Annotated in this window: 28 protein-coding genes and 1 tRNA gene; 24 read left to right on the top strand and 5 right to left on the bottom strand. The window is 34.2% G+C overall.

Annotated elements, in window-relative coordinates:
• Positions 1–21: 21 nt before the first annotated feature.
• The 16 genes from TL18_RS06340 to TL18_RS06265 all read left to right on the top strand — a co-directional run bounded on the left by TL18_RS06340 (position 22) and on the right by TL18_RS06265 (position 17,603).
• Positions 22–2,973 carry a hypothetical protein gene (locus TL18_RS06340; RefSeq protein ID WP_156064618.1) on the top strand — a complete coding sequence of 984 codons (2,952 nt, stop codon included), beginning with the start codon at positions 22–24 and terminating at the stop codon, positions 2,971–2,973.
• Between the two features lie 329 nt (positions 2,974–3,302).
• The gene (gene aroA, locus TL18_RS06335; RefSeq protein WP_067043052.1) at positions 3,303–4,622 is read left to right on the top strand and encodes a 3-phosphoshikimate 1-carboxyvinyltransferase; all 1,320 of its coding nucleotides are present in this window, start codon (positions 3,303–3,305) and stop codon (positions 4,620–4,622) included.
• Positions 4,619–5,248, top strand: coding sequence for an endonuclease III (gene nth, locus TL18_RS06330; RefSeq protein ID WP_369814520.1), 630 nt, complete (start codon positions 4,619–4,621; stop codon positions 5,246–5,248). Before aroA ends, nth begins: the two co-directional genes overlap by 4 nt.
• Positions 5,249–5,389: 141 nt before the next feature.
• Positions 5,390–6,337 carry a cysteine synthase A gene (gene cysK / locus TL18_RS06325; protein WP_067043046.1) on the top strand — a complete coding sequence of 316 codons (948 nt, stop codon included), beginning with the start codon at positions 5,390–5,392 and terminating at the stop codon, positions 6,335–6,337.
• Between the two features lie 59 nt (positions 6,338–6,396).
• Entirely contained in the window at positions 6,397–7,116 is a 720-nt protein-coding gene (cysE, locus tag TL18_RS06320; RefSeq protein WP_067043044.1) for a serine O-acetyltransferase, read from the top strand.
• On the top strand, positions 7,113–7,487 hold the full coding sequence (locus tag TL18_RS06315; protein ID WP_067043041.1) for a transcriptional regulator: 375 nt from the start codon (positions 7,113–7,115) through the stop codon (positions 7,485–7,487). Before cysE ends, TL18_RS06315 begins: the two co-directional genes overlap by 4 nt.
• Positions 7,488–7,560: 73 nt before the next feature.
• A tRNA-Cys gene (locus tag TL18_RS06310) sits at positions 7,561–7,632 on the top strand.
• A 31-nt stretch (positions 7,633–7,663) separates the two neighbouring features.
• Positions 7,664–9,010 carry a cysteine--tRNA ligase gene (cysS, locus tag TL18_RS06305; protein WP_067043038.1) on the top strand — a complete coding sequence of 449 codons (1,347 nt, stop codon included), beginning with the start codon at positions 7,664–7,666 and terminating at the stop codon, positions 9,008–9,010.
• A 261-nt stretch (positions 9,011–9,271) separates the two neighbouring features.
• Positions 9,272–10,570 carry an O-acetylhomoserine aminocarboxypropyltransferase/cysteine synthase family protein gene (locus tag TL18_RS06300; protein WP_067043034.1) on the top strand — a complete coding sequence of 433 codons (1,299 nt, stop codon included), beginning with the start codon at positions 9,272–9,274 and terminating at the stop codon, positions 10,568–10,570.
• 66 nt (positions 10,571–10,636) lie between these two features.
• A complete protein-coding gene (locus TL18_RS06295; protein ID WP_067043030.1) occupies positions 10,637–11,845 on the top strand; it encodes a cysteine desulfurase family protein in 1,209 nt (402 codons plus the stop codon).
• A gap of 2 nt (positions 11,846–11,847) precedes the next feature.
• Positions 11,848–12,222 (top strand): Fe-S cluster assembly scaffold protein NifU, encoded by a 375-nt coding sequence (gene nifU / locus TL18_RS06290; RefSeq protein ID WP_067043027.1) that lies wholly within the window; start codon positions 11,848–11,850, stop codon positions 12,220–12,222.
• A 55-nt stretch (positions 12,223–12,277) separates the two neighbouring features.
• Complete coding sequence (locus TL18_RS06285; protein WP_067043024.1) at positions 12,278–12,643, top strand: desulfoferrodoxin family protein; 366 nt, start codon at positions 12,278–12,280, stop codon at positions 12,641–12,643.
• Positions 12,644–12,925: 282 nt separating this feature from the next.
• Complete coding sequence (locus TL18_RS06280) at positions 12,926–13,441, top strand: hypothetical protein (RefSeq protein ID WP_067043021.1); 516 nt, start codon at positions 12,926–12,928, stop codon at positions 13,439–13,441.
• Positions 13,442–13,457: 16 nt separating this feature from the next.
• A complete protein-coding gene (locus TL18_RS06275) occupies positions 13,458–15,719 on the top strand; it encodes a DHH family phosphoesterase (RefSeq protein WP_067043018.1) in 2,262 nt (753 codons plus the stop codon).
• Between the two features lie 13 nt (positions 15,720–15,732).
• Entirely contained in the window at positions 15,733–16,617 is an 885-nt protein-coding gene (locus TL18_RS06270) for a zinc ribbon domain-containing protein (RefSeq protein ID WP_067043015.1), read from the top strand.
• Between the two features lie 8 nt (positions 16,618–16,625).
• On the top strand, positions 16,626–17,603 hold the full coding sequence (locus TL18_RS06265; RefSeq protein WP_067043012.1) for a zinc ribbon domain-containing protein: 978 nt from the start codon (positions 16,626–16,628) through the stop codon (positions 17,601–17,603).
• Here TL18_RS06265 and TL18_RS06260 read toward each other — a convergent pair.
• Positions 17,600–17,896 carry a winged helix-turn-helix domain-containing protein gene (locus TL18_RS06260; protein ID WP_067043010.1) on the bottom strand — a complete coding sequence of 99 codons (297 nt, stop codon included), beginning with the start codon at positions 17,894–17,896 and terminating at the stop codon, positions 17,600–17,602. The genes TL18_RS06265 and TL18_RS06260 overlap by 4 nt on opposite strands.
• Positions 17,897–18,117: 221 nt before the next feature.
• Here TL18_RS06260 and TL18_RS06255 point away from each other — a divergent pair, with 221 nt between their 5' ends.
• The 8 genes from TL18_RS06255 (at position 18,118) to rrp42 (ending at position 23,979) form a co-directional block, all read left to right on the top strand.
• Entirely contained in the window at positions 18,118–18,663 is a 546-nt protein-coding gene (locus TL18_RS06255) for a zinc ribbon domain-containing protein (RefSeq protein ID WP_394326519.1), read from the top strand.
• A 70-nt stretch (positions 18,664–18,733) separates the two neighbouring features.
• On the top strand, positions 18,734–19,444 hold the full coding sequence (gene rnp3, locus TL18_RS06250) for a ribonuclease P protein component 3 (RefSeq protein ID WP_067043004.1): 711 nt from the start codon (positions 18,734–18,736) through the stop codon (positions 19,442–19,444).
• Positions 19,434–19,790, top strand: a complete 357-nt coding sequence (locus tag TL18_RS06245; RefSeq protein ID WP_067043001.1) for an Rpp14/Pop5 family protein — start codon at positions 19,434–19,436, stop codon at positions 19,788–19,790. Before rnp3 ends, TL18_RS06245 begins: the two co-directional genes overlap by 11 nt.
• 216 nt (positions 19,791–20,006) lie before the next feature.
• Entirely contained in the window at positions 20,007–20,786 is a 780-nt protein-coding gene (gene psmA, locus TL18_RS06240; protein ID WP_067042998.1) for an archaeal proteasome endopeptidase complex subunit alpha, read from the top strand.
• Between the two features lie 33 nt (positions 20,787–20,819).
• A complete protein-coding gene (locus tag TL18_RS06235) occupies positions 20,820–21,521 on the top strand; it encodes a ribosome assembly factor SBDS (protein WP_067042995.1) in 702 nt (233 codons plus the stop codon).
• 20 nt (positions 21,522–21,541) lie between these two features.
• On the top strand, positions 21,542–22,462 hold the full coding sequence (gene rrp4, locus TL18_RS06230; RefSeq protein ID WP_067042991.1) for an exosome complex RNA-binding protein Rrp4: 921 nt from the start codon (positions 21,542–21,544) through the stop codon (positions 22,460–22,462).
• Positions 22,463–22,485: 23 nt separating this feature from the next.
• Positions 22,486–23,181: an exosome complex exonuclease Rrp41 gene (gene rrp41 / locus TL18_RS06225; protein WP_067042989.1), complete on the top strand. Its 696-nt coding sequence runs from the start codon at positions 22,486–22,488 to the stop codon at positions 23,179–23,181.
• A 12-nt stretch (positions 23,182–23,193) separates the two neighbouring features.
• Positions 23,194–23,979 (top strand): exosome complex protein Rrp42, encoded by a 786-nt coding sequence (rrp42, locus tag TL18_RS06220; protein WP_067042986.1) that lies wholly within the window; start codon positions 23,194–23,196, stop codon positions 23,977–23,979.
• Here the strand turns inward: rrp42 and TL18_RS06215 are convergent.
• Genes TL18_RS06215 through TL18_RS06200 form a run of 4 tightly spaced genes read right to left on the bottom strand, consistent with a single transcriptional unit; the run spans position 23,976 to position 26,514 of the window.
• Positions 23,976–24,605 carry a molybdenum cofactor guanylyltransferase gene (locus TL18_RS06215; protein WP_067042982.1) on the bottom strand — a complete coding sequence of 210 codons (630 nt, stop codon included), beginning with the start codon at positions 24,603–24,605 and terminating at the stop codon, positions 23,976–23,978. The genes rrp42 and TL18_RS06215 overlap by 4 nt on opposite strands.
• A gap of 18 nt (positions 24,606–24,623) precedes the next feature.
• The gene (locus tag TL18_RS06210) at positions 24,624–25,385 is read right to left on the bottom strand and encodes a hypothetical protein (RefSeq protein ID WP_067042979.1); all 762 of its coding nucleotides are present in this window, start codon (positions 25,383–25,385) and stop codon (positions 24,624–24,626) included.
• A gap of 16 nt (positions 25,386–25,401) precedes the next feature.
• On the bottom strand, positions 25,402–25,965 hold the full coding sequence (gene cbiT / locus TL18_RS06205; protein ID WP_067042976.1) for a precorrin-6Y C5,15-methyltransferase (decarboxylating) subunit CbiT: 564 nt from the start codon (positions 25,963–25,965) through the stop codon (positions 25,402–25,404).
• Positions 25,966–26,514, bottom strand: coding sequence for a UbiX family flavin prenyltransferase (locus TL18_RS06200; RefSeq protein WP_067042973.1), 549 nt, complete (start codon positions 26,512–26,514; stop codon positions 25,966–25,968).
• Positions 26,515–26,517 lie beyond the last annotated feature (3 nt).

Here is a 26,517-nt window from a genome sequence, read left to right as displayed (position 1 = left end):
ATAGTATGCATATGTCTTTTGATGTGTGCATCCTGTGCATTTGCAAGCGATCCGAACCAGACTTGCAATCTTGCAGATGCAGGGGATTTTGAAATGAATCTGGATGTTGAAGAGGGATATTCCAGTGCAGATGCATCTGGAAATGTCGTACTGGAAATCAGTCAAACTGACTTAGAAAATGATGTAAATATGACTGGAAATGTTGTGGAAGAGGAATTCAGCCCGGAAATTATTCCCGCCACTTACAATGATTTGTGCCATGACATTGAAAACTTAAAACCTGGTGATGTTTATGATATCAAAAAGGACTACATTATTGAAGATTGCGACAAAGACTTGTCAAAAAATCGTATAATAAACATCAATGCAGACAATGTTGTAATCAACGGTAATGGACATACCATAGATGGAAATAAAAACAGAGGATACTTTGCAATATTTAATGTAACAGGAAATAACGTGACAATAATGAATTTGAACATCGTTAAGGTTAGAGCATGCAATCTTGAATACCAAGGTTCCTACTGGAATCACTATGGTGCGGACTATACAAGGGTGGTAAGCCCTATAGAATGGCATGGGGACAATGGTGTCCTATCAAATTGCACATTTGACGACAACAATGGTGAGGACGGTGGAGCATTATACTGGATTGCAAACAACGGCCTGATTGATAACTGCTATTTCAATCTTAACGCTGCAACACGTGGAGGTTCAATCTTCATCAGCGGATACAACAACACAATCCGCAACAGTATCTTTAAAGATTCATTTTCATTTTATTTGGATGGAATTTTCTTTAAAAACTTCGATGAAAAAGGAGAAGTAATGGAATTTGCATTATACAATTGTTCTTTTGAAGACTATAGGGGATATATGAATGATTTTCATGTTGAAGGACCATGCAGAATAACAAGCGACAACAAAGTGGTTTATCCTATAGTTCCGCCGGAATCATACAATGAATTGCGAAATATCATTACAACATTAAAAGAAGGCGATGTCTACAATCTTACTAGGGACTATTATTTCGACTATAATTGCTGTTATTATCAAATCATGCCAAACAATGTTACAATCAATGGTAACGGACATAAAATTTATGGAAGCGTACCGGCAGGATTTCCTTTGATTTGGGTTAAGGGAAACAATGTTAAGGTATTCAATCTGACTTTTGATTTTAATGATTTGGACAACTATGGTGCAAGTTTTGTCTACTGGATTGGAAATAACGGCACTCTTGCAAACTGTACATTCATTGGAAACCAAGTAACATGCGGTGGAGCAATAACCTGGAAAGGAAATGACGGAATTATTGACAACTGCGCTTTCATAAACAACACTGCGAAAGTTGCTGCAGGTGCAATCTTTATCAGCGGTGAAAACAACAAAGTTTCCAACTCTTTATTTATAAACTGTTATTCAAAATGGAATGATGAAGCAATATATGTTGACCATAAGCGTAAAGATCTTACTTTTGAAAACATTGCATTCTATAATCTAAAATTGAATCTTTTTGACGAGGGAAGTGTAAACTGCGATATTGATATGGAAGATATTTCACCGGTCAATTATATATACGTTGGCGGCGAGTGCATTGAACTCAGCGAATTGATTTATCATTCCATTATTGACGGCGGATTAATACAGTATAATGACAAAATTTTATATTATTCCGCCTATTACAATGATACCGGAGATTTTATATTTACCATAATCAGGGATTATGCCGAATATGATATAAGTTATTTACAGAATTACTATTTCAACAACATCTCCAACTACTCTTACAATGCCATTTTCAATAAATTGAAAGATAATGATTATGAAAGCAAATTTACAATAACCAAAAAAGCATATGTTTCAAACGGATCTGATTACTTAAATTTATTGAAAAACTTTTATAAAGGAAAAACATTGATTCCAATCTATGATGTTTTAAAGGAGGATGCGGCACTTACCAAAACAATGGCGAAAAAAGATTCTTTTACTTTGGCATTGGATATGATATTTACAAAATCCCTGACAATAAATTGTCCTAACGCATGGAACTTGACTTTATCAAGCTTTGATGTGCTCAATATCGAGGGTGCAGGATCAAAAATCAGAGGTCCATTTGATTCTAGCGATGATGAAAAATTTATAATAATGTCTGAAAAAAATGTATTTGCTGCGCAAAATATAACTTTTGAAGGTTTCAATACAGTTATTGAAAATATGGGAGGACAATGTATTCTTGACCATGTAAACTTCAACAAGAACAAAATGGATTATTTCTTCGAGAGGGATTGGGGAGCAGCAATACTTAACACAGGAGTAATCACATGTATCAATTGTTCTTTTACAAACAACTATGCCAAAAACGGAGGAGCAATATTTAACCAAGGATTATTGACTGTACAGAATTGTCTTTTCGCAAATAATGAGGCATATGGTGAAGGTAATCACATCTGTGTCGGTGACGGTGGTAAAGTAATTTATAATGGTAAATTAATCACTTCCGATTCACAATGTGCATTTGTACACATTACTCAGAGTATGTCTTTAGCTGCAGGTACATTACTTACAGTGACATGTGTTGTGGCAAGTTTTGTCACAGGTACTTTAGTTGGTGTATTAACTGCTAATCCTATAACTGGCGGTATAGCAGGTTGTGCAGTTGGTGCTCTTTTAGGTAGTGCATGTGCAGGATGGATTATTTCCGAACATTTTGATGTCAATTATGACAGAACAAAAACCATATTAACTTTAGTACTTGGATCTGCAGGAGCAGGAGCATTAGGTGGAATTGCCGGAGGATTTGTAGGTGCACAATGGGCTGCAGAAGCACAATGGATAGCAGAAAATGGTGGCCCTGAAAATGCATGGGTGGAAATCAGTACAAGCGGATTGGACCCTTATGTAACTGGAGAAGTTTTAGGTGCAGGATTATCCGGTGCTATTGTCGGAATAGTATTTTACTTCACCAATTAGGAAAGTGACAATTCACTTTCCTACTTTGGAGAAATTGTAAAGAATTTTTCCAAAACAAATATTGATTGAGGATTGCACCCCAGCATGAGGGTATACAGTGTGGTGTGATTGCTCAAATTTCAATCTTTTATCTTTTTTTGTAAAGAGTGCCTGCCAAAATTAGTTTTTGCGGGCCTTTTGATTTTTTTTAAAGAATTATTCAAAGCTCAGCACAATCCAAAAAAACTTTCATCAACTTTCCAAAAATTTAATTAATTATCCCAAACAAACTTTACTATAGAAAAGTTTGGAGAGAAACGATAAGTTTAATATCTTTTTTGTATGATAGAATGATTCTTAAGGTAAAAAATATTTCAGAAATTGGTGGTGAAGTAAAGGCACCTCCTTCTAAAAGCTATTCTCACAGAGCAGTTATTTTGGCCAGTTTGGCAAAGGGAACTTCTAAACTATATGATATGTTATATTCGGAGGATACTTTAGCATCAATTAGGGTCTGTCAGGAATTAGGCGCTCAAATAAGTAGGGCTGATGATTATCTGGAAGTTGTAGGAACTGGTGGAAAGCTCCATAATTCATGTGAAGGTCAAATTGATTTGGCAAATTCCGGAACTACCTTAAGGCTAATGACTTCAGTTTCGGCTTTAAGTGACAATGAAGTTATTCTAACAGGTGATGAATCCCTGCAAACCAGACCAATGGGATTATTGATGGATGCTTTAAAGCCTTTGGGTGTTGAAGCTGAATCCTTGAATAATAATGAAAAAGCACCAATTCTAATTAAACCAGGTTATTTTGGTGGAGAGACTAATATCTATGGAAATGTTAGTTCACAGTTCATTTCATCAATCATATTGTCTTCACCATTATCTGAACAGGGTGTTACTTTGTATGTATTGCCTGAATTTAAATCAAAGCCTTATGTTAATATGACTTTGGATATTATGAGAAAATTCGGCGTTAAAGTTTTAAAGGGATACTATTTAAAACATGAAACTTGCAATCAGGAACACCAAAGCTGCAGAATCGATGAATTCAAAGTCAAAAAACAGGATTATGTTGCCTGTGAGTATACTGTTGAAGGAGACTATTCATCTGCATCATATCTGCTTGCATTAATAGCTATTAACGGTGGAAAAGCCATAATCAAAAACTTATTCAGAAATTCAAAGCAAGGTGATAAGTTTATTTTAGACATCCTCCAGCAAATGGGAGCGACCATTGTTAGGGGTGAAGACTATGTTGAAATTGCTTCAGATGGTAATTTAAAGGCTATTGATGTTGATTTATCAAATGCTCCTGATTTATTAATTACCGTTGCAGTATTGGCTGCTATGGCGGAAGGCACAACAAACATTACTGGTGTTGCTCATGCAAGGGTAAAAGAAACTGATAGGATTGACACTACTTGCCGCGAACTGGAAAAATTAGGCTGTAAATTAATTGAAAGAGAAGATGGAATGAGCATAACAGGAGGAGTTACATCCGGCATTGTTGATTCACATGGCGATCATAGATTGGCTATGGCATTTTCCTTAATTGGACTGAAGCATGATATCCAAATTACCAACGGTGAAGTGTTTGATGTTTCATTCCCTGATTTCATTGAAGCGATGGCGGAACTTGGATTTGAATTGGAGTTGGTAGAGTGAATAAGGAAGAGCGCGTAATTAGATTGATTGAAGAACTGGAAAATACTTTTGAAATAAGGACATTTCTGGACCATGACCCTTATAAAGTTTTAATTAGGACAATTCTGTCTCAAAGAACTCGTGATGAAAATACAGATCAGGCCACTAATAATTTATTTTCCAAATATAAGGACATCTATGAAGTTGTCGATGCTCCAATCGATGATATAAAAGAGTTAATTCGTCCTGCTGGTTTTTATAATGTCAAAGCAGCTAGAATTGTTGAAGTTTCACAGATTTTAATCGATGAATACGGTGGGGAAGTTCCTGATACTGTTGAGGAATTGGTCAAGCTTCCAGGGGTTGGCAGAAAAACAGCGAATTGCGTTATGGTTTTTGCTTTCGAGCTTCCGGCCATTCCGGTTGATACTCATGTGCACAGAATTTCAAATAGATTGGGTTTGGTCGATACCAAAGATCCGGAGGATACTGAATTTGAATTGTCCAAGATTGCTCCAAGGGATTTATGGATTAAATTGAATGATTTGATGGTTCAGTTTGGGCAAAATATCTGTAAACCGATTTCTCCGCAATGTGAAATTTGTCCTTGCACTGACATTTGCGATTATTTTAAAGATAATCCTTAATATTTTTTTAGTCATACCAAAACATTTATTAATCAAAACATCGTATATAACAATAGTTATAATAACACTTGTTATATAACTTTAGAATAATTTTTTTAATATACTATTAAAAACATAACTAATTAATAAGGAGATAAAAATATGGTAAATATTCCAGAATTAAAAAGAGGAGTATTGGATAGCATTACTGATGCAATAGGAAATACTCCAATTGTAAGATTAAATAATTTAACAGAAGGATTAGAAGCGGAAGTTGATGTTAAGATTGAATCATTCAATCCAGCAAACAGTGTTAAAGACCGTGTTGGAGTGGCAATGATTGAAGATGCAGAAAATAAAGGCTTAATAAAACCTGGAGACACAATCATCGAACCGACAAGTGGAAATACCGGTATAGGATTAGGTTTTGTTTCAGCTGCAAAAGGATACAAGTTAATTTTAACAATGCCTGATACAATGTCTGTTGAAAGAAGAAAACTTTTAGCAATTTTCGGAGCTGAAATTGTATTGACACCAGGTTCTGAAGGAATGGGTGGGGCTATTGCAAAAGCAAAAGAATTGCATGAAGAAACTCCAAATTCCATTATCTTAGGCCAATTTGATAATCCTGCCAATGTGGATATTCACTACAGGACTACAGCTCAGGAAATCCTAAGAGACACAGAAGGCAATGTAGATATTGTCGTATCAGCTGTAGGAACAGGTGGAACAGCTACTGGAATTGCAAAAGGCCTAAAAGAAAAACTTCCTGATGTTAAGGTTGTTGCAGTAGAACCAAAAGAATCACAAACCTTAGGTAAAGGAGAAAAAGGACCTCATAAAATTCAAGGTATTGGTGCAGGTTTTGTTCCGTCAATTTATGATGCGGATTTGATTGATGAAATCATTCCTGTTGCCAGTGAAGATGCGGGAAAAACTTTCCTTGCACTTGCTAAAAAGGAAGGTATTTTCACCGGTATATCATCAGGTGCTGCGACTTGGGCTGCATTGGAATTGGCTAAAAGGGAAGAAAATAAAGGTAAAAGAATAATTGCTATATTACCTGATGCAGGGGACAGATATCTCTCTGTAGATTGGTTATTTGAATAAGATTAATTATATATACCATATGTTATATAAGTAATGTTATATAACTTTGGAGTTTCAAAATGCTTGACCAGTTGAGAAGAGAAATAGATGCTATAAAACAAAAAGATCCTGCAATGCGTTCAACAGTGGAGGCATTCTTTTGTTATCCTGGATTCTATGCGATATTATTCCATAGAATCAATCATTATTTATGGAATCATTCATTAAAGTTTCTTGCAAGGTTTTTCTCAACCTTGGCTCGTCTTCTCACAGGTATTGAAATACATCCCGGCGCACAATTGGGTGAAGGTGTATTTATAGATCATGGAATGGGAATTGTAATTGGAGAAACAGCAATTGTTGGGGATGATGTATTAATATATCAAGGAGTAATCCTCGGTGGTACCACCACCAACAAAGGCAAAAGACACCCGACAGTTGAAAAAGGAGTTATCATAGGTGCAGGTGCTAAAGTAATGGGTAACATTACAATTGGTGAATATGCTAAAATCGGTACCGGTGCGGTAGTCCTTAAAGATGTTCCTCCAGAATCCACCTGTGTTGGTGTTCCAGGAAGGATTGTTAAATGTAAAAATCAAAGCCATGTTGTTGATTTGGAACACAGCAAATTGCCGGACCCTGTTGCAGCCGCAATCAGACGTTTAGAAAAGCAAATTCATGAAAACGAAAAACTCATTGAAATTCTGCTTGAAAAGAATGGATTGCCGATACCTGATGATGAACTGGATGAGGATTATAATTTCGAAGAATTATTTGGTTATTACGGTGATAAAAAATGAAACCTCCTTGTGAAATTGTTGTATGGTATGTAATTCCTGCTATTAGATCAGAGCTAGCAAAAGAGTTATTAAACTTAGGAATGAAACAGAAAGATGTTTCAGAACTTATGGATATTACTCAACCTGCAGTATCTCAATATATAACAGATAAACGTGGTAGCGGAATTAAACTTGATGAAAATGTCAGAGCTATGATTCATGATTTTGCTCGTCAGTTATCTGAAGGTGAAGCTACTAAAGCTGATTTAATACCAAGAACTTGTAAAATTTGTAATAATGTTAAAATAGTTGATGTTTTAGAACAACTTAATATTGATAAATCCCAACTTGGCGATGATTGTCAATCTTGTTTAGGTTCTGAAGTAAATTAGGGAAATATTGGGAATAATAGTAAACTATTTAAACTATTAATAACCAATATTTTATTATACTTTAATATTAAGTGGCAAGTTTACCGAGTGGCTTAGGTGTGTGGCTGCAGACCATAATACGGGGGTTCAAGTCCCTCACTTGCCTTTTCTATTACTATTTTTCTGAGGTTATTTTTATGGATGTTTATTCAACTTTAACTCGCAGTAAAGAGACTTTTGTAACAATTAATAATAACAGAGTTAACTTATTTGTTTGCGGGCCTACTGTTTATGATGATGCTCATATTGGGCATGGAAGAACCTACATTTCATTTGATACAATCAAAAGATATTTGGAATATAAGGGCTATGCCGTATTTTATATCCAGAATATCACAGATATTGATGATAAAATCATTAACAGATCAAAAGAAAGTGGAATTCCAGCACAGGAGTTAGCCCGTAAGTTTGAAAAAAGATACAAAGAAGACATGAGCAAATTGAATGTCAATGGTGTAAATTTATTTGCAAGAGCAACAGATCATGTTGATGAAATTCTAGACCAAATTCAAAGATTAATTGATAAGGGTTTTGCTTATGAAACCGAAGATGGTGTTTACTTTGAAATAGATAAATTCCCGGAATTCGGTAAATTATCAAACAGAAATGTTGAAGAGTTGGAATCTCACAGAGATTTAGCTGATACAACCAAGAAAAATCCACAGGACTTTGCACTTTGGAAAAAACGTGTTGGAGTGGATGAACCTGTATGGCCATCTCCATGGGGAGACGGAAGGCCTGGATGGCACATTGAAGACACTGCAATTACCGAATACTACTTCGGACCACAATACGATGCCCACGGTGGAGGTTTGGATTTAATTTTCCCACACCACGAAGCGGAAATTACTCAAATGGAAGCTGTAAGCGGTAAGGCTCCGATGGTAAAATTCTGGTTGCACACAGGATTTTTAAATGTAAACGGAGAAAAAATGTCAAAATCCTTAAACAACTTCATCACTATTCGTGAATTGCTTAAGGATTATTCTGCTGAAACTTTCAGATTCTTTGTTTTATCTACTCATTACAGAAGCCCTATTGACTTTTCAAAGGATTCACTTCATCAATCTGAAAAAAGCTTGGATAGAATCAGAAAGTACTATGAGCTTCTTGATGTTGAAGTCGGTGAGGAAACTTATGAATCAGATGTGTTAGCTCCTCATAAGAAAGAATTCTTTGACAGCATGGATGATGACTTCAATACTCCAAAGGCCATTGCAGCTATCTTTGGATTAATCAATGATACTAAAAATGAATTGGATAATTTATCAGATTCTGATAAAGTGGCCATTAAAGCATTTTTAGATGATGCTGCTCATATTTTTGGTATTAGCTTTGAAACTGAAGAGGTTAATGCCGGATCAGATGATTTGCTTAATGTAATTTCTGAAGTCAGATCAGAGCTTCGAGCTAACAAGCAATATGATTTGTCTGATAAAATCCGTGACAACCTACAAGCGTTAGGTTATGAAATTAATGATTAAGGGATTAATTTAATCGTCCCTTATTTTTTTCTGTTTTTTTATATAATCATAGTTTTTTTGAGTATGTTTTTTTAACATTTAGGGAAATCTTTATATAGTATGATAACACATGTTATAATTGTATAACATAAGTTATAATCTATTTTTCCATTAATATTTAGGTATACCAAAACATTTATATATAAAAAATAACTATTGTTATATAGTAAATATAACACGTGATATATTTTTACTGAAATCAATTTATTAAGGTGATAATTAATGACAAATAAAAATTATGGATTAGCAACATTAGGTGTACGCGCAGGACAACAACCAGACCCCGTAACTGGGGCTCAAGCAGTTCCAATTTATCAAACTACTTCGTATGTATTTAAAGATTCAGATGAAGCTGCAAGGAGATTCGCCCTTCAAGAGTTTGGACAAATTTACTCCAGACTTACAAACCCAACCAGCGATGTATTTGAAGCAAGAATTGCTGCAATCGAAGGTGGTAATTCAGGTATTTCAACATCAAGTGGTCTTGCAGCAATCTCATATGCAATCTTAAATGTAACAGAACCTGGAGATAATATTGTCTCTGCAGACAACCTTTATGGAGGAACATACCAATTGTTCAACTATACCTTCAAGGATCTTGCAAGGGAGGTCAAATTTGTAAACTCACAGGATTTGCAGGCTTTTGAAGACGCAATTGATGAAAAGACAAAGGCAATCTATGTTGAATCAATCGGAAATCCAAAACTGGATGTGCCTGACTTTGAAGCATTAGCAGAAATTGCACACTCTCATGACATCCCATTGATTGTAGACAATACAGTTGGTGTAGGATTGGTTAGGCCATTGGAACATGGCGCAGACGTTATTGCAGCATCAGCAACCAAATATGTTGGAGGCCACGGTACTGCAGTTGGAGGATATATTGTAGATTCAGGTAAGTTCAACTGGGGAAACGGCAAATTTGCAAATTTCACCAAACCGGACCCAAGTTATCATGGATTAGTATTTTGGGATGCATTCGGTGATGTTCCTGAACTTGGAAATCTTGCATTTACTGTAAGGATAAGAGCAAGACTTTTAAGAGACTTGGGTGCAACTCAAGCACCGGTTCACAGTTTCATATTCTTGCAAGGGCTTGAAAGTCTTGACGTTAGGGTAAAAAGACATTCTGAAAATGCACTTAAAGTGGCTAAATTTTTAGAATCTCATCCGAAAGTTAAATGGGTAAACTACCCTGGATTGGAATCACATCCAACCTATGAAATCAACAAAAAATACTTGAAAGATAACTTTGCAGGAATCTTAGGATTTGGAGTTGAAGGGGGAGAAGAAGCAGGTCGCAAAGTAATTGAAAAACTCGAACTGTTCTCTATACTTGCAAATATCGGTGATGCAAAAAGCCTAGCAATACATCCTGCAAGTACAACCCACCAGCAATTAAGTCCTGAAGAGCAGGAAGCAACTGGTGTAACACCTGACTTTATCAGGCTTTCAATTGGTTTAGAGGATGTCAATGATTTAATTGATGATTTAAGTCAAGCTTTAGATAGTTTAGATTAAAATAACTATCTATTCACTTGAATTATTTAAAATTTATTAATATTAATAAAAATTGGGAGATAAAGAATGTATTTGGATAATTCAGCAACTACACAGGTCAGCAAAGAAGTTTTTGAAGAAATGAAACCTTATTTCACAGAAGTGTTTGGAAATCCTTCCACTCTATATGGATTTGGTCGTGAATCTAAAAAAGCGTTAAATCAAGCCCGTCAAAGAGTGGCGGATGCAATCAATGCAAATCCGGATGAAATTATTTTCACAGGCGGAGGATCAGAATCTGATAACTTGGCAATTAAAGGTATCGCTTTCAAATTCCTCAACGAAGGTAAACATATAATCACAACAGAATTTGAACACCCTGCCGTAAAGGAAACTTTGAAATTCTTGGAGTCATTAGACTTCAAAGTAACATACCTACCAGTCTATGAAAATGGTATAATAAAAATCGAAGACTTAAAAGAAGCAATAACTCCTGAAACAATTCTAATTACTATTATGCATGGTAATAATGAAATTGGTACAATTCAACCAATTGAAGAGATTGGTAAAATTGCACGTGAAAAAGGAATTACATTTCACACCGATGCGGTTCAAACATTCGGCAAGATTGAAGTTGATGTTGAAAAATTGAATGTTGATCTTCTATCTTTATCTTCTCATAAAATTAATGGTCCTAAAGGTGTTGGAGCATTATACATTAAGAAAGGAACTCGTGTTGTCCCGCTTATCCATGGAGGGGGACAAGAAAGAGGTATTAGAGCAGGAACTGAAAACGTTGCAGGTGTTGTTGGATTTGGAAAAGCTTGCGAGCTAGCTAGTGAACAATTAGATGAACATTATGTTAAATTGTCCTCCATTAGGGATGAACTAATTGAAAAGGTATTGAACACTATTCCAGAATCTTATGTAAACGGTGATATGGAACATAGACTTCCAAATCTTGTTAACTTCAGATTTAAAGCAATTGAAGGTGAATCATTAATTCTCTTGTTGGATGCTAAAGGATATCAGGCTTCAACAGGATCAGCATGTTCATCCAATAAGTTGGAAGCTTCTCCAGTATTGACCGCTTTAGGATTGGACCCTGTTGATGTGCATGGATCTTTGAGATTGTCCTTAGCTCCCGAAAGTGATAGTTTTGATGTTGATGAATTTGTAAATATTCTTGCCGATGCAGTTGCAAGATTAAGGGAAATGTCACCTTTATGGAATCAGGAATTGGACTATAATGGTGTAATGTGTAGAAAACACGGTGATGACTGTAGGATGTGTTAATTATGGATTATTCAGAAAAGGTAATGGACCACTTTGCAAACCCTAGAAACTGTAGAAAAATGGAAGATGCAAACGGTGTCGGAACAGTTGGAAACCCGACATGCGGAGATTTGATGACAATTTATATCAAAGTCAATGATGATAAAGTGATTGAGGACATATCATTTCAGACTTTTGGTTGTGGAGCAGCAATTGCAACCAGCAGCATGATTACAGAAATTGCAGTTGGCAAAACATTGGATGAAGCTTTGCAAATTTCCAGAAATGATGTTGCGGAAGAATTAGATGGTCTTCCACCTATAAAAATGCATTGTTCAAACCTTGCCGCAGACGGTCTTCAGGCAGCTATAGAAAACTATTATGAAACCAATCAATAATAATAAATACTTTAAGAAATAAACTAACTTTAACATTTAATGGAGATGTTTTATTATGGCAAAAATATTAAAATGTGAAGAATGTGGAAGTATTATCCAAGTTTTAGCTGTCGGCGATGAAAATGCATGCAATGACCACATGCTTGCAATTCCAGTACAAACTGAAGGAGAAAAATCTCCTAAACACAAACCAGTTGTTGAAATTGATGGTGATAAAGTAACCGTTAAAGTCGGTGAAGCTGCTCACCCAATGGATGATGATCACTACATTCAATTTTTAATTGTTGAAGCTGGTGCTGAACAATATGCAAAATGCTTCAAACCTGGAGACGTTGCAGAAGCAACCTTCACTATTGAAGCAGCTGATGATGTTGTAGCATACGCATTCTGTAACTTACACGGACTCTGGTCCAGCGAATAAGTTTAAAATTCATTTTAAACTTCTTTTTTTTATTTATTTTTTCATGAAAATTTCTATTGCATATTTTACCGGATATACCTTTTTTTTGTAAATACAATTAATTTTGAATCTGATTTTCATCAGAAAATATTAAATGTATAATATGTTGTTCAGATTGATGAAAAAATAAGAACCTAATGTGGGAAATATTTCATGGGAATCAGAGGTAATTTTGCATAAATTATTTGTATAATTATTTTCATATTTCTATTTGTGAGAATGTAAAAGAGTAGGATAATCATCATGTCTAGCTATAGCAAATTAATAATTTTTATAATTGTTTTGATTTTTATTTCAGCAGCTATTGTGTTTATTGATAGTTCGGTAGATAACATTAACAAGACAATGCCTGAAATCAGTGATTTAATTGAAAAAGGCGATAATGCCTACAATGATGCTGTTGAACTAGTGAATAATAAAAATTATGATGAATCGATGAGTAAAGCAATATCTGCAGGAAATAGTTATAATGCTAGTTTATATAATCTGCAAGTCATTAAAAGCAATTATTCCTCGGATATAAATGATGTTCAAAATAGGTATATTGATATAGTTATAAAGGAATTGGAACTAAAGATTAATGCTGCTGATAAATTAAAAGAAGCTATTGACTGTTTTAAAGTTAATTCTAATTCCACTGGAACAAGTTATGCTTCTGAAGCGAACGATTTAATTTTTGAAGCTAGTAACTATCAAAATGAAAGGGATACTATAGTTAAAGAGAATCCGAAAGTGTTCAAGCAAGATTCTATTATATAAGTAAGAGGTTTTAAATTTGAAAGCTAAATGTCCGAAATGTAAAGGAATTGGTTCAGTTGTAGTGGACTATAAAGAATGTGATGCCTGTGGCGGAACAGGTTTTGAAGAAGATGCATTCGATATCGGCAATCATTTTAAAGGTGTTAACAGCAATGCAAAAGCAAAATTTGACTTAGGTGGAGAAGAAGATATTCCATGTGAAGTATGCAACGGAAAAGGACAAGTGGAAGTTTTTGAAGAGTGTCCTTATTGCCATGGAACCGGTCAAATCAATGTTTGTCGTGATTGCGGTAAGATAATTGATGAAAAATATGACATATGTCCTGATTGTGAAGAGAAAAGAAAGGTTGAGAAAATGAAATTTGATGAATTTGAAGCTCGCCGAAAAGCTGCTAGAGATGTATATGTTTTAGATTCACTATGTCAAATGAAAGACATTGATAAAAACAAATTATATAAAGGTAAAATTACAAGAATTGAAAGATATGGTGCTTTTGTTAGTTTAAATAATAATGTTTGGGGACTTATGAGAGGTGATGTCTCCGAATATCACGTAGGTGAAGAGGTCATAGTATTTATCACTTCAATTAAATCAAGGGAAGGTAAAATTGATTTTGCACCGGCATATGTTGACGCTTATAATCTCAAAAGATTAACCAAATCCATTCCAAGAACTTTAATTGACCAGCTTGAAAAGAAAAAAGGTCAAATCGTTAGGATTGACGGTGAAGTCCAGCAGATCCAACAGACTTCCGGACCTACCATATTCATTATCAGCGATGAAAGCGGAACTGCTGAAATAGCTGCTTTTGACAAGGCAGGTGAAAGGTCCTATCCTGAAATTGAACTCGGCGATGCAGTTCAGGTTTTAGGGGAAGTCAATGAACATGGTGGAAAAACACAAATTGAATCATCTTCAATGACCAAACTTGGTGAAGAAAATACTCGTAAGCTACATAAGTTAATTGATGATGCTTTAAACAAGAAAGCTGAACCTCAACATGTTGATTTCTTGGTCAAAAGTGATGTTTTAAATAGGCTTAAGCCAAAGATGAGGGAAGCTGCTCGAAAAATCAGAAGAGCTATACTTGATGGCAGGACCATTTTAATCAGGCACCACAATGATGCCGACGGTATCTGTTCAGGTGTTGCAATGGAAAAGGCCATTATTCCATTGATTGAAAAATACAACCCGAGCAATGACGCTCAGTATTACTACTTTAAAAGGTCTCCAAGTAAAGCCCCATTCTACGAACTTGAAGACGTAGTTAAGGACTTGTCATTTGCTTTGGAAGATCAGGAAAGGCACGGTCAGAAATTGCCTCTCATCGTACTTTTGGATAACGGATCTACTGAAGAGGATATTGTCTCATTGATGCAGGCCAAAATCTATGATATTGAAATTGTCGTAATTGACCACCACTCTCCTGGCGAATTATTAACAAAAGACGAAAGGGATGGAGAAATCTACGGTGCAACCGTAGCAGTTGATGAATTTGTTGATACTCATGTAAACCCTTATTTGGTTGGTGGAGACTCTCAATTGACAGCAGGAGCATTGGCAACCGAAGTTGCACATCTCATTAATCCGAATGTAAAGGATTTGATTATGCATTTGCCGGCAGTTGCCGCTTTGGGAGACCGTGCAGAATGTGGAGAAGTTTATCAATATTTGCAACTTGCAGCTGAAAAGGGATTTACCAAACAGCATATATTGAAGATTGCTGAATGTGTTGATTTTGAAGCTTACTTTTTAAGATTCATGAATGGTAGAGGAATAATGGATACTATTCTTGCCGTCGATAATTTTGATAAGCATGAAAAGATGATTGATGCATTATACAAAGAATACCAGAAAAGAGTCGATACACAACTTAAGGCAACTATTCCGAATATTAGAAAGACACAATTGGAAAACGGAATTTACTTTAATCTAATAGATGTTGAAAAATATGCACACAAGTTTACATTCCCAGCTCCAGGTAAAACATGTGGTTTTGTCCATGATAGGATAATTAAGGAGTTAGGTGAGGACAAGCCGATTGTTACATTAGGACATGGGCCTGACTTTGGAGTATTCAGGGCAACTGATGCAGTAAATGAGCAGTATGGATTCAATGTAAATGACATTGTAACTGTAATTGCTGAAAGAGTCCCTCAGGCCGGTGTAGATGGAGGAGGCCATGAATGTGCGGGATCTATTAAATATATTGAAGGATTAGGTGAAGAGGTTTTGTATAAGGTAGTTGAAGAAATTCAATCTTTATCTAAAAAATAACTGTTGATAGAATATGGCTTTAGAAAATTATTGCGGAAAATGTGGTAATAGAATACTTCCAAATGAACCTTATTGCCGCAATTGCGGTGCAAAAACAAACAACAATTCCAAAAATGATGTTCATGTTTTCACCATTCCCATATATAATATAGGTTTCTTTAATTTTAACATTGATTTTTCACCATATCTGGAAAGTAAAAGAAGCGATTTTAAATATGAAATCTGTTCTTGTGGCTATATTAATAATGTTGATAATGAATTTTGTTATATGTGCGGAGCCAAACGTAAGGAAAGCAGGCTAGCCCGTATTCTAAAAAATAGGTCCAAACCCAAATTTTCAATGGATAATGTATTGTGTGAATGCGGTGCAATTAATTCTCGAGAGAATGTTTATTGTGAAATGTGCGGCAAGAAATTGCTTGAGGATAAAGATGATTCCCATGACAACTATAGTAATTTCAGTTTAGAATTTAAAGATCCTATATTTTGCACATGTGGTGAGGAGAATGAGAAATTCGCTCTGTTCTGTAAAAATTGCGGGCTTCCATTAAGAAATTATGGCGTATTGAATGATGTGTTCATATTATGCACTTGCTCAACAATAAACGAAGTAACCTCAAGTTTCTGCATTGAATGCGGAACCAATCTAAAAAAGGAAAATTCATTGATTGCATGTGTTTGCGGACATAAAAACCCGATTACTTCTAAATTTTGTCAAAATTGTGATAGGCCTTTAAATCCTCAAAGACTTGTCAAATCCAAAATCATCTGTTCCTGTGGCGAGATTCTTGAGTGGGATTCTGAATTCTGCCATAACTGCGGTAAGAATATCAAAAGTGCGGTTCTATTAAAGAATTCATTTAATACTGTAAAAAGTCTTAAAAATAGGTTTAGGTAGTGATTTTATTGAAGATTTGTGATATTTGCGGAAATTACAACCTTAAAGAAAATAATTATTGCACTCATTGCGGCAATAAATTGATTACAGAACATTTTTGTCCTTTTTGCAGTGAATCTAATCCTGATTATGCTACTTACTGTATTAAATGTGGAAGGCAAATGAATCCGTTATACATTGATTCTTTTGATGTGTTGTTCAGTGAATTTAATGAAAACCTATTGTCGAATGCCAGCATAGGGGATGTGGAATATAATAAATTATTGTCTGAAATTTTCCTCAGGGCAGAACACTTTGAAATTGAAGGAAATACTATAAAAGATAAGATACTGAATTTTGCAGGCATATTTACCCAATGCTATCCAAAATCAAGAGGATATGAGAGAGGATTCATATTTTTAGGAAATAAAATTTTTTACGATGACCGATTGGATGATTCAGTTCAAATAGCAACCATCATTCATGAATTGGCTCATTATCTTTTATTTACTATTGTTGAATCTTTATTATGTGAAATATTCCATGTCAAGACTTCTTCAACATTGCAGAGTTTTGTATGGTACTTTTTAACATTGCCTGAATTCAAGATAATGAATGAGTATTGCGCACACACTGTTGAAGGTAGATTCATTCCCTACGGCTATCAGAATTACGGATCATTCAATGTGCTGGTTGAGGATACCAGTTTGGACAGTGAATCTATTGAAACCATGATGATATTTGGAAATACTTTTGCAAATGAAATCATCGTTTATCTGGAAAAATATTTGGATGAAAGGTTGCGTGAAGAAATAAAATTACAGTATAAAATGGATTTAAAAACTCCGAATTTTGATTCTATATTTATTGAAACTGGTGAATGTTTGCCATTGGTTGTTAAAAATAGTATGTTATTAAAGATTTTGTATGAGATATTTGAAGAAGCTTCAAGTTCTGAGGCTCGAAAAGAGTTAGAAAGTATTAAAGAAGGTATAGAAGTAAATTAATTAGCTTTTTCTTTTTCCTCTTTGTCTTTAATAGTTTCTAATACATCTTTACCGGTGTCGGTTAACCTATATAATCTGCCTTTACGAGCTTCTTCGTTTATACATTCAACAATATCTTTGCTTTTTAATTCACTTAGAACTTTTGAAATGTGGTTAGTTCTAATTCCACTGTCTTTTGCGATATTAGTCGGTATTTTGACTTCATCGCCAATGGATTTTAAAGTTTTTTCTCGGTATTTAGAAATTTGAACATAGGAAGTTAGTTTCAAAAGTTCATCGTTTTCTTTTACCATAATAAGATATTATATATTTTATACTATAAAATGTTTTATAACATCTTATTAGTTTGATATAATTACTTTAAACACCTATTAAAATTTTTTAGATTACCATTAAGTTATTATGCAAGTTGTGTTAAAAATAGTAATAGTAACATTGGATATTGGATAAAATGAAATGTAAAGAATGTGGTTTTGAAAATAAAAGTACTGCGAAATTTTGCACTAAATGCGGGGTGTCATTGGTTAATACAACTAATGAAAATACGCAAAATAGTTCAAATAGCACTAAATATGTGATTATCGCTTTAGTCATTATTATAATAATCCTTGTTGCAACTGTAGGTTATTTTGCATTGGCTAATAATTCTAATGCGAATGCTGATACTTCTAGTAAGAACCCTGCCACTTCCCAGGTTTCATCTTCACAGGGTTCCAGTGGAGAGGTTTCTACTGAAAGCGTTTCTTCTTCAAGTAGCCCATCCAAATCTTGGGTAAATATAGGCAGCTATTCGGGTTCTGGTTCAGGTTCACAAGTCATTGATGTGCCCGCAGGTGAAATAAAGGTAGAGCTTTCTGCATATCCTATTAAAAATTATGCTACAAATCACTTGTATGTTTCAGGTTCAAATGGACAATCCGGTGGGGTTGATTGGGGTTCAACAAGTGCTGTTGAAACAAGGTCAGATTCCTTTTCCTATTCGTCCTCTTCATCACAAACATTTACTATTGACTATTATGAAACTGTAGAGTGGCAAGTTAATTTTTATAGGTATCAATAAATGATTTTTAATCATTTATTTTTTCATTTTTTAAAAAGTTATTAATATATAGAATAATAAATAATCTAGTATGTTTTTTGATTTAAATATTAAAGGAAGTAGCTTGAAAGATAATATAAGAATAGCTAATGAAGCTTCCAGATATGGTTGGAATCATATTAATTTTTCATATAATCAAAACGAATTTTCACAAGCGCTTGATTTTAATGATGAGTTAAAAAACACTTTGGAGGATATAATCGATTTTGATTTTACCTTGGAAATCAGTTCATCCAACGTTAATGAAATTAGAAAGATTGTAAATAAGTACAGGAGCAAATCCTCATGCATTTCTGTTGTTGGTGGTGATTTAAAGGTCAACCGTGCTACTTTGGAGAATGTTAAGGTGGATATATTATCAAGGCCTTATTTGAAAAGATATGACTGTGGCATAAATCATGTGCTTGCAAAAGAAGCCGTAAGAAATAATGTTGCGATAGAATTATGTTTTAAGGATATATTGAGGAGTTATTTATCACACAGGTCAAAAATACTTTCTAATTTCAAGGATATCTATACATTATATAGGAAATTTGATTTTCCTTTGGTTTTATCCACAAGAGCAGAATCTGTTTTTGATATTAGGACTACTTACGATTTTATTGCATTTTTTAAACAGACAGGTTTAACAGATGATGAGATTTCCAAATCATTCAAAAGCTCAAAGGACATCCTTGAATTTAACAAAAATAGGGATCAGATGATTTTTAGAGGCGTCAGGAGGGTTGACGATGAAGCTTAGAGTATTGCCCCCTACCCTTAGAAAAAACAATAGGTATCTGACAGTTGATGTCAAAACAATTTCAGAGATATCCAAAGATGATTTGGTGACAATAATTTGGGATGCCTGTATTCGTTTTCAAGGAGAGCTTGAAACATCTAATTTTAATTTATGGGTAATGAAATTCTTTGAAATGGAAAAAGAAGAGGATTATTATCATTATAAGGCCATTATTCGATGTCAAAGAGGATATGTTGATGAAGTCAGATCAGCATTGGCTTTGGCAAATATGTATAGTGGCAATAGGATTGCCCTTACAACTGTCGGATTGTCCGGAACAATTAAATCTTCACAAAAATATATTTAATTACTTTTTGTTAGTTTAAAATAGAAAACTTTATAAATAATATATTAATATAAATATCTATTGGATTTATGGAAAAAGAATAAAAAAATTATTTTAATCAGCTACAATGTAGTAATTAAAATTAAAATTCACCTTTTCATGGAGATTTGGTTTTATTTTTTTATGTAGTCGAATTTAAAATTTATAAATATTTATGAAAAATGTGAGGTATTATTTATGCAACCTTTACAAAACGCTGGATATGATAGAGCAATTACTGTATTTAGCCCAGATGGAAGACTTTTCCAGGTTGAATATGCAAGAGAAGCTGTAAAAAGAGGAACTACATCTATTGGTGTAAAAAGTTCTGAAGGTATTGTTTTAGCTGTTGATAAAAGAACCACTTCAAGTTTGGTAGAAGCTTCATCAATCGAAAAAATCTTTAAAATTGATGAACATATTGGAGCAGCCACTTCAGGTCTTGTAGCTGACGCAAGAGCTTTAGTCGAAAGAGCTAGGGTCGAAGCTCAAATTAATAAAATCACCTATAGTGAACCTATTCGTGTAACTAGTTTATCTAAAAAACTATGTGATATGTTACAATTATACACTCAAAATGGTGGTGTAAGGCCTTTCGGTTCTGCATTAATCATTGGTGGAGTATATAATGGAAAATGCAAATTATTCGAAACTGATCCTAGTGGAGCATTAATCGAATATAAGGCAACCGCTATTGGTTCAGGAAGATCTGCTGCAATGGAAATATTCGAAGAAAAATACAAAGATGATTTGACATTGGAAGATGCAATTAACTTAGCATTAGTTGCTATCAATGGCGCTACAGATCATGAAACCACTTCAAAAAATGTTGAAATTGCAATTATTAAAATTGAAGATGAAAAATACGTTAAACTCCCTCAAGACGAAGTGCAAAAGTACATTGATGAAGTGCTAGTCGAAGAAGAGGAAGAAGAAGAGGAATCCGAAGAAGATTTAGATGAAGAAATAAATGATTAAATTTTTTCTGATTATTAGTTAGGGGATGTTTCAATGGTTAATGTTGATGAAGCTATTATCGCTAAATATGAATACTGCGGTGAACACTTTGAAATATTGGTTGACCCTGATTTAGCAGCTGATTATAGGAATCCTGATGGTCCGGATGTTGCCATTGAAGATCTTTTAGCTGTTGAAGAAATTTTCAAAGATTCCAAAAAAGGAGATAAGGCTTCTGATGAAGCTATGAATAAAATTTTTGAAACTACAGATCCTATTGAAGTTTCTAAAGTTATTCTTGAAAAAGGGACTGTTCAGTTAACTGCAGATCAAAAAAGGAAAATGCAAGCGGACAAAAGAAGGCTTGTCATTAATAAAATTGCTAAAGAAGCGGTTAATCCTCAAAATGGTTTACCTCATCCGGTTCAAAGGATTGAAAATGCTTGTGATGAGGCAAAAGTTAAGTTTGATCCATTTACTTCAGTCGACCAACAAGTACAATCAGCTTTAAAAGCCATCAAACCGTTAATTCCAATCAGGTTTGAAAAAATCAAAGTTGCTGTTAGACTTCCTGGTGCTGCTGCTGGAGGCGCTTATTCCATTATTCATGGATTTGGTGAAGTTATAAACGAAGAATGGCAACAAGATGGATCTTGGATTGGCATTGTTGAAATGCCGGGAGGTCTTCAAGATTCCTTTGCTGCAAAAATGGCTGAAATTTCAAATGGTGAAGCAGAAACTAGAACTATTAAATGATTTAAACTTATGGGATTATTATGATATATGTGGAAAATAAAGATTTAGTTATTCCTGGTCAGATTTTAGCTGACGATGAATACTATTCAGGAAGAGGTACCTTTAAAGAGAATGGTAAAGTTTGTTCTTCTTTAATGGGGCTTGTTTCTTTGAGGAATAAAAAACTTAGAGTTATTCCTCTTAAAAGTAAATATGTTCCTAAAAAAGGAGATGTTGTAATAGGTAAGATTAATGATGTCAGATTCTCAATGTGGGATGTCGACATTAATTCACCTTATTCCGGAATTTTACCTGCTTTTGAAGTGTTTGGTCGTGAGAAAAAAGAACTCAACAAAGTTTATGATGTTGGGGATGTTCTATTTTTAAGAGTTGTCGATGTTGATGAGATTAAAAAGGCAAAACTCGGTTTAAAAGGAAGAGGCATGGGTAAATTTAAAGGAGGAATTATCGTAGATATTGCTCCAACTAAAGTTCCTAGATTAATTGGTAAAAAAGGTTCTATGATCAACATGATTAAAGACAAAACCAATTGTAAAATTGTTGTTGGTCAAAACGGTCTCGTTTGGGTAAAAGGTGACGAAGACATGGAACAACTTACCAAAAACATTATTCATTTAATTGAGGCTGAAGCTCATACTTCTGGTTTAACTAACAAAATTAAGAACAAATTATATTTAGCTATCGATGGTGAATTACCACCTGAAGAAGTTAATGAAGAGGAAGAGGAATTTGTTTTAGAAAAACCTAAACTTCAAAATTTTAAAGAAGAATTAGAAGAAGAAGAATTAGAAGAAGAAGAAAAAGAAGAAGAGAAAAAAGAAAAAAGTGATAAGCCTAACATAGCTGAGGTTATTGAAGAATTAAAAAGAAAAAATAAAAAAGACGGTTCCTTATCTTATGGTGATAACTCAAATAATTCTTTTATATTGAATAATAAATAATTCTTCACGATTAAGAGGTTGATATGATGTCAGAATTTATTAGAAAGGATGGTAGGAAATTTGATGAATTACGTCCTATCAAAATTGAAGCAGGAGTGCTTGAACGTGCTGATGGTTCAGCTTACTTGGAAGTTGGTGGAAATAAAATTTTAGTAGCTGTTTATGGTCCTAGAGAATCATATATCAGAAGATTACTTGAGCCAAACACTGGTGTAATCAGATGCAGATACAATATGGCTCCATTTTCAGTAGATGACAGGAAAAGACCAGGGCCTGATAGAAGATCATCTGAAATTTCTAAAATTACAGCTGATGCTTTAAGACCAGCTTTAATGTTGGAAAACTATCCTCGTTCAATGATTGATATTTATATAGAAGTAATAGAAGCTGAAGGTGGAACTCGTTGTGCAGGTATTACAGCAGCTTCCGTTGCACTTGTTGATGCAGGAGTGCCTATGAAAGATATTGTTGTAGGTTGCGCTGCAGGTAAAGTTAATGATGAAGTTGTACTTGATTTATCTGAATACGAAGATAAAGAAGGTCAGGCTGATGTTCCAATAGCTATGATGCCAAGAACAGGCGAAATTACCTTATTGCAAAGTGACGGTAATTTAACTGAAGAGGAATTTGCAAAAGCTATTGACTTAGCTATGGAAGGATGTCTTAAAGTTAGTGAAATTCAAAAAGAAGCTTTAATGAAAAAGTATTCTACAGAATAGTGAGTGGATAATATGGATATAGTACCAGAAATTACAAGACAAAGTATTACTAACCTTGTCAAAAACGATAAAAGAGAAGATGGCAGGGGATTAACTGAATATAGGGATATTTCTATTGAAACTAATGTTATTTCTAAAGCTGAAGGTTCTGCTCGCGTAAGACTTGGTGGAACTCAAGTTATGGTGGGTATTAAACCACAACTTGGAAGCCCATTCCCAGATACTCCTGATTTAGGAGTTTTAATGACCAATTGTGAAATGTTGCCGATGGCTGATCCTAATTTTGAACCAGGACCACCTAGTGACGATTCCATTGAACTTGCACGTGTGGTTGACAGAGGTATCCGTGAAAGTGAATTGGTGGAATTAGACAAATTATGTGTTGAAGAAGGAAAACACGTTTGGATGTTATTCATTGATTTGCACATTATCGACAACTGCGGAAACCTTTTCGATGCATGTGAATTAGCTGTTATGGCTGCACTCAAATCAACAAAATTGCCTGTTGCTGAAATTGTTGATGAAGAAGTAGTCATTAGTGAAGATGAAACCTTTGATTTACCAATCAACAACGAATTAGCATTATGTACCTTCGTTAAAATTGGTGATAAAATGGTTATTGACCCAACATTGGATGAGGAAAGAGTATCCAGTGCTCGTTTAAATGTTGGTGTTACAAAAGAAGGTCACATCTGTTCCATGCAAAAAGGTGGAAAAGAACCATTTACTAAAGATGAAATTCTCTACTGTGTAAATACTGCAGTAGGTAAAGTAAAAGAGTTAATAGAATATCTTTAAATGTCTTCCGGACGATTAAGATTTCTAAATTCTTTTTTTTCTATTTTTTTATTATCAATCAAAACAAATTTAACATCTATTTTTTCTATCAGTCCTTTAATGTGCAAAACATCCTCCCTAACCAATTCTTCAATTTTAGGAATGATTTTCTTACTGTAAATTGAGTGCAGTGGTTCTGATGTTTTCAATTTATTTTGTTCATCGTGAAAAGGAACGATAGCTTGATAATTATTATCTAATTCAGAAAAAATAGTTTTTATGTATTTTTCAGATACATAAGGGCTGTCACATGGCAATATTAATGCATAATCACTTTTTATCTGTTCAAGTCCGGTCATAATTCCAGGCATAGGGCCCTTATTTTTTATTTTGTCTTCTAAAAATGTGATGGTATATGAGTATTCTTCGGGATTGATAAATTCGTTATATTTGTCAACTCTGGTCTTATCATTTAAAACGATTATTGCTTCATCAATCTGGTGGTTTAAAGTAGAAAGGATGTGTTTTATCATAGGTTTATCTTGAATAATCATTGATCCTTTGTCGCGACCCATTCTTCTACTTTGCCCTCCACATAAAATAATGCAAGATTTAATATTTTCATTATTTTCAATTTCACTACTCATATTAAATCTCCGGATTTTCTATTCTTTCACATAGACATCGGCATTTTCGTCAAATGGATTGGTACGGATAATCAATGCAATCATGTATGGGTGGTGTTTGTCCAGATATTTTAGGTAGTACACCCATTCATGGACTAATTTATCATATACCCTTTGCATGTCCCCATTCAAGTGTCCGAAGTCAGTCTCATTGACTAATGCTAAATCTTTTCTGTGTTCTAATTCTTCATCTAAGTGGAGAATTGCATTAATTAAACCTGTAAATTCCTCTTTTTCAAGCAAATTCGGGTTGTTAATTAAGTTAATGATGAATTCTCTTTTATTAACAAGCAATTCTCTCAAGTTTTCCAAAAATTCTTCTCTCTGTTCGGGTGCAATATCTGCTCTAAAGTCAATGCTTTTGTCTTTTAGTTCAGCTAATTTATTTTCGTAATCTTTTTGACTCCAGTTTTTAATTAATTTTAAATTTTCAGTATCTGTTTTGTATTTGTTTACAGCACTTAATTGTTTAATTAAGTCATTACCGATTTCTGAAAAGAATGTACTCATGAGCATGTCTAATTTTTCAAGCATAGCTTCTTTTTCTTTTCTTTCAATAATTTCATCAAGTAAAAATGCTACAACAAGTATATCAACAGGAATAAAACCCAAATGGGTCCAGATGTATGATATAATATGTTCGGCATCACCCAATACGAGGTAATTTGATCCATAAATGATAATTATCAAAACAACCATTAACAATGAAAATTTAATTTTCCAACGTTTATGTTCATCCATTTTTTAATCTCCAATTTTATCTTTTTTTAGCAGTAATGATTGCTATTGGATTTTCACTAATCATTAAAACTCCACGATCAAGAACTCTTCCATTAGAAACATTAACTTCCATTATTTTTGGATTGTATCCTAAATCTTTGAGTTTATTGATTGCTTCAACTTTTGTATCAACCAAAATAGCTGTGATTATGATTCTTCCTTTAGAATTTAATTTTTCATGAACTATGTCCAATATATTTTCGAGTTGTCTGCCACTGCCCCCAACAATGGCAATATCTATATCGTCAATATCTTTTAAGGCATTCGCTCCATCATCGTTAATTAATGTGACGTTGTCTCCAAGACCAAAATTTTTAAGATTTTTAGAGGTTATCTCAATAGCTTCGGGATTTGTATCGATGGATATTACTTCACGTGCTCTTTGGGAAAATTCGCAGGTAATTCCACCGGTTCCACACCCGCAATCAACAACCTTGTCTTCTGGTGTAACTCCAGATTTATAAAGGATTATTGCCCTTATGGCTTCTTTTGTAGGTCCCGGTACATCACAGGATTTAATAAAATCCCCATCTTCTAACATCTACTCCCACCTTTTAAATAAGTTATTTTCAATTTTCAGAGAGTCCAATATTTTGCCGACAATGAAATTGATTTGGTCCTCAACGGTATCATGTGTTGAGTAAAAACCAGGCATTGCAGGCAATATTATAGCCCCCTCTTGTGATAATGTTAGCATATTTTGTAAATGAATGCTTCTGAGTGGGGTTTCACGAGGAACAATAACTGTAGGCCTTCTTTCTTTTAGGCTCACATCCGCCACTCTTGTTATTGTATTTGCTCCATAACCATTAGCGATTGATGATAATGTTTTCATGGAACATGGCACTATTGCCAAAGCATCCGCTTTAAATGATCCGCTGTTGATAGAAGCGGTCAGGTCATTGAAATCGTAATGAGTGTCTGCAAGCTTGATTACATCTTCAACTTTATAATCGGTTTCTGATTCAATGACAATCTTTGCAGCATCACTAATCACTAAAGAATTTTCAATGTTCAATTCTTTTAGAGCTTCCAAGAGTCTTATTCCATATATTACTCCGCTTGCTCCTGTAATTGCAACTACTATCATAAA

Origin of the sequence: Methanobrevibacter sp. YE315 (assembly GCF_001548675.1) — an archaeon.
Taxonomy (GTDB): Archaea; Methanobacteriota; Methanobacteria; order Methanobacteriales; family Methanobacteriaceae; genus Methanocatella.
The sequence above is the reverse complement of the archived record's forward strand: the minus strand, read 5'-3'. Positions and strand labels throughout refer to the sequence as shown.

Excerpts from the sequence above, each read along its gene's own strand:
- cbiT (WP_067042976.1), bottom strand. The coding sequence starts at position 25,965 with ATGTTAGAAGATGGGGATTTTATTAAATCCTGTGATGTACCGGGACCT.
- rrp41 (WP_067042989.1), top strand. The coding sequence starts at position 22,486 with ATGATGTCAGAATTTATTAGAAAGGATGGTAGGAAATTTGATGAATTA.
- TL18_RS06280 (WP_067043021.1), top strand. The coding sequence starts at position 12,926 with ATGTCTAGCTATAGCAAATTAATAATTTTTATAATTGTTTTGATTTTT.
- TL18_RS06260 (WP_067043010.1), bottom strand. The coding sequence starts at position 17,896 with ATGGTAAAAGAAAACGATGAACTTTTGAAACTAACTTCCTATGTTCAA.
- TL18_RS06340 (WP_156064618.1), top strand. The coding sequence starts at position 22 with ATGTGTGCATCCTGTGCATTTGCAAGCGATCCGAACCAGACTTGCAAT.
- rrp4 (WP_067042991.1), top strand. The coding sequence starts at position 21,542 with ATGATATATGTGGAAAATAAAGATTTAGTTATTCCTGGTCAGATTTTA.
- TL18_RS06315 (WP_067043041.1), top strand. The coding sequence starts at position 7,113 with ATGAAACCTCCTTGTGAAATTGTTGTATGGTATGTAATTCCTGCTATT.
- rrp42 (WP_067042986.1), top strand. The coding sequence starts at position 23,194 with ATGGATATAGTACCAGAAATTACAAGACAAAGTATTACTAACCTTGTC.
- cysS (WP_067043038.1), top strand. The coding sequence starts at position 7,664 with ATGGATGTTTATTCAACTTTAACTCGCAGTAAAGAGACTTTTGTAACA.
- TL18_RS06270 (WP_067043015.1), top strand. The coding sequence starts at position 15,733 with ATGGCTTTAGAAAATTATTGCGGAAAATGTGGTAATAGAATACTTCCA.
- cysE (WP_067043044.1), top strand. The coding sequence starts at position 6,397 with ATGCTTGACCAGTTGAGAAGAGAAATAGATGCTATAAAACAAAAAGAT.
- TL18_RS06285 (WP_067043024.1), top strand. The coding sequence starts at position 12,278 with ATGGCAAAAATATTAAAATGTGAAGAATGTGGAAGTATTATCCAAGTT.
- TL18_RS06215 (WP_067042982.1), bottom strand. The coding sequence starts at position 24,605 with ATGAGTAGTGAAATTGAAAATAATGAAAATATTAAATCTTGCATTATT.
- nifU (WP_067043027.1), top strand. The coding sequence starts at position 11,848 with ATGGATTATTCAGAAAAGGTAATGGACCACTTTGCAAACCCTAGAAAC.
- rnp3 (WP_067043004.1), top strand. The coding sequence starts at position 18,734 with ATGTTTTTTGATTTAAATATTAAAGGAAGTAGCTTGAAAGATAATATA.
- TL18_RS06300 (WP_067043034.1), top strand. The coding sequence starts at position 9,272 with ATGACAAATAAAAATTATGGATTAGCAACATTAGGTGTACGCGCAGGA.
- TL18_RS06200 (WP_067042973.1), bottom strand. The coding sequence starts at position 26,514 with ATGATAGTAGTTGCAATTACAGGAGCAAGCGGAGTAATATATGGAATA.
- TL18_RS06235 (WP_067042995.1), top strand. The coding sequence starts at position 20,820 with ATGGTTAATGTTGATGAAGCTATTATCGCTAAATATGAATACTGCGGT.
- TL18_RS06295 (WP_067043030.1), top strand. The coding sequence starts at position 10,637 with ATGTATTTGGATAATTCAGCAACTACACAGGTCAGCAAAGAAGTTTTT.
- psmA (WP_067042998.1), top strand. The coding sequence starts at position 20,007 with ATGCAACCTTTACAAAACGCTGGATATGATAGAGCAATTACTGTATTT.
- TL18_RS06210 (WP_067042979.1), bottom strand. The coding sequence starts at position 25,385 with ATGGATGAACATAAACGTTGGAAAATTAAATTTTCATTGTTAATGGTT.
- aroA (WP_067043052.1), top strand. The coding sequence starts at position 3,303 with ATGATTCTTAAGGTAAAAAATATTTCAGAAATTGGTGGTGAAGTAAAG.
- cysK (WP_067043046.1), top strand. The coding sequence starts at position 5,390 with ATGGTAAATATTCCAGAATTAAAAAGAGGAGTATTGGATAGCATTACT.
- TL18_RS06245 (WP_067043001.1), top strand. The coding sequence starts at position 19,434 with ATGAAGCTTAGAGTATTGCCCCCTACCCTTAGAAAAAACAATAGGTAT.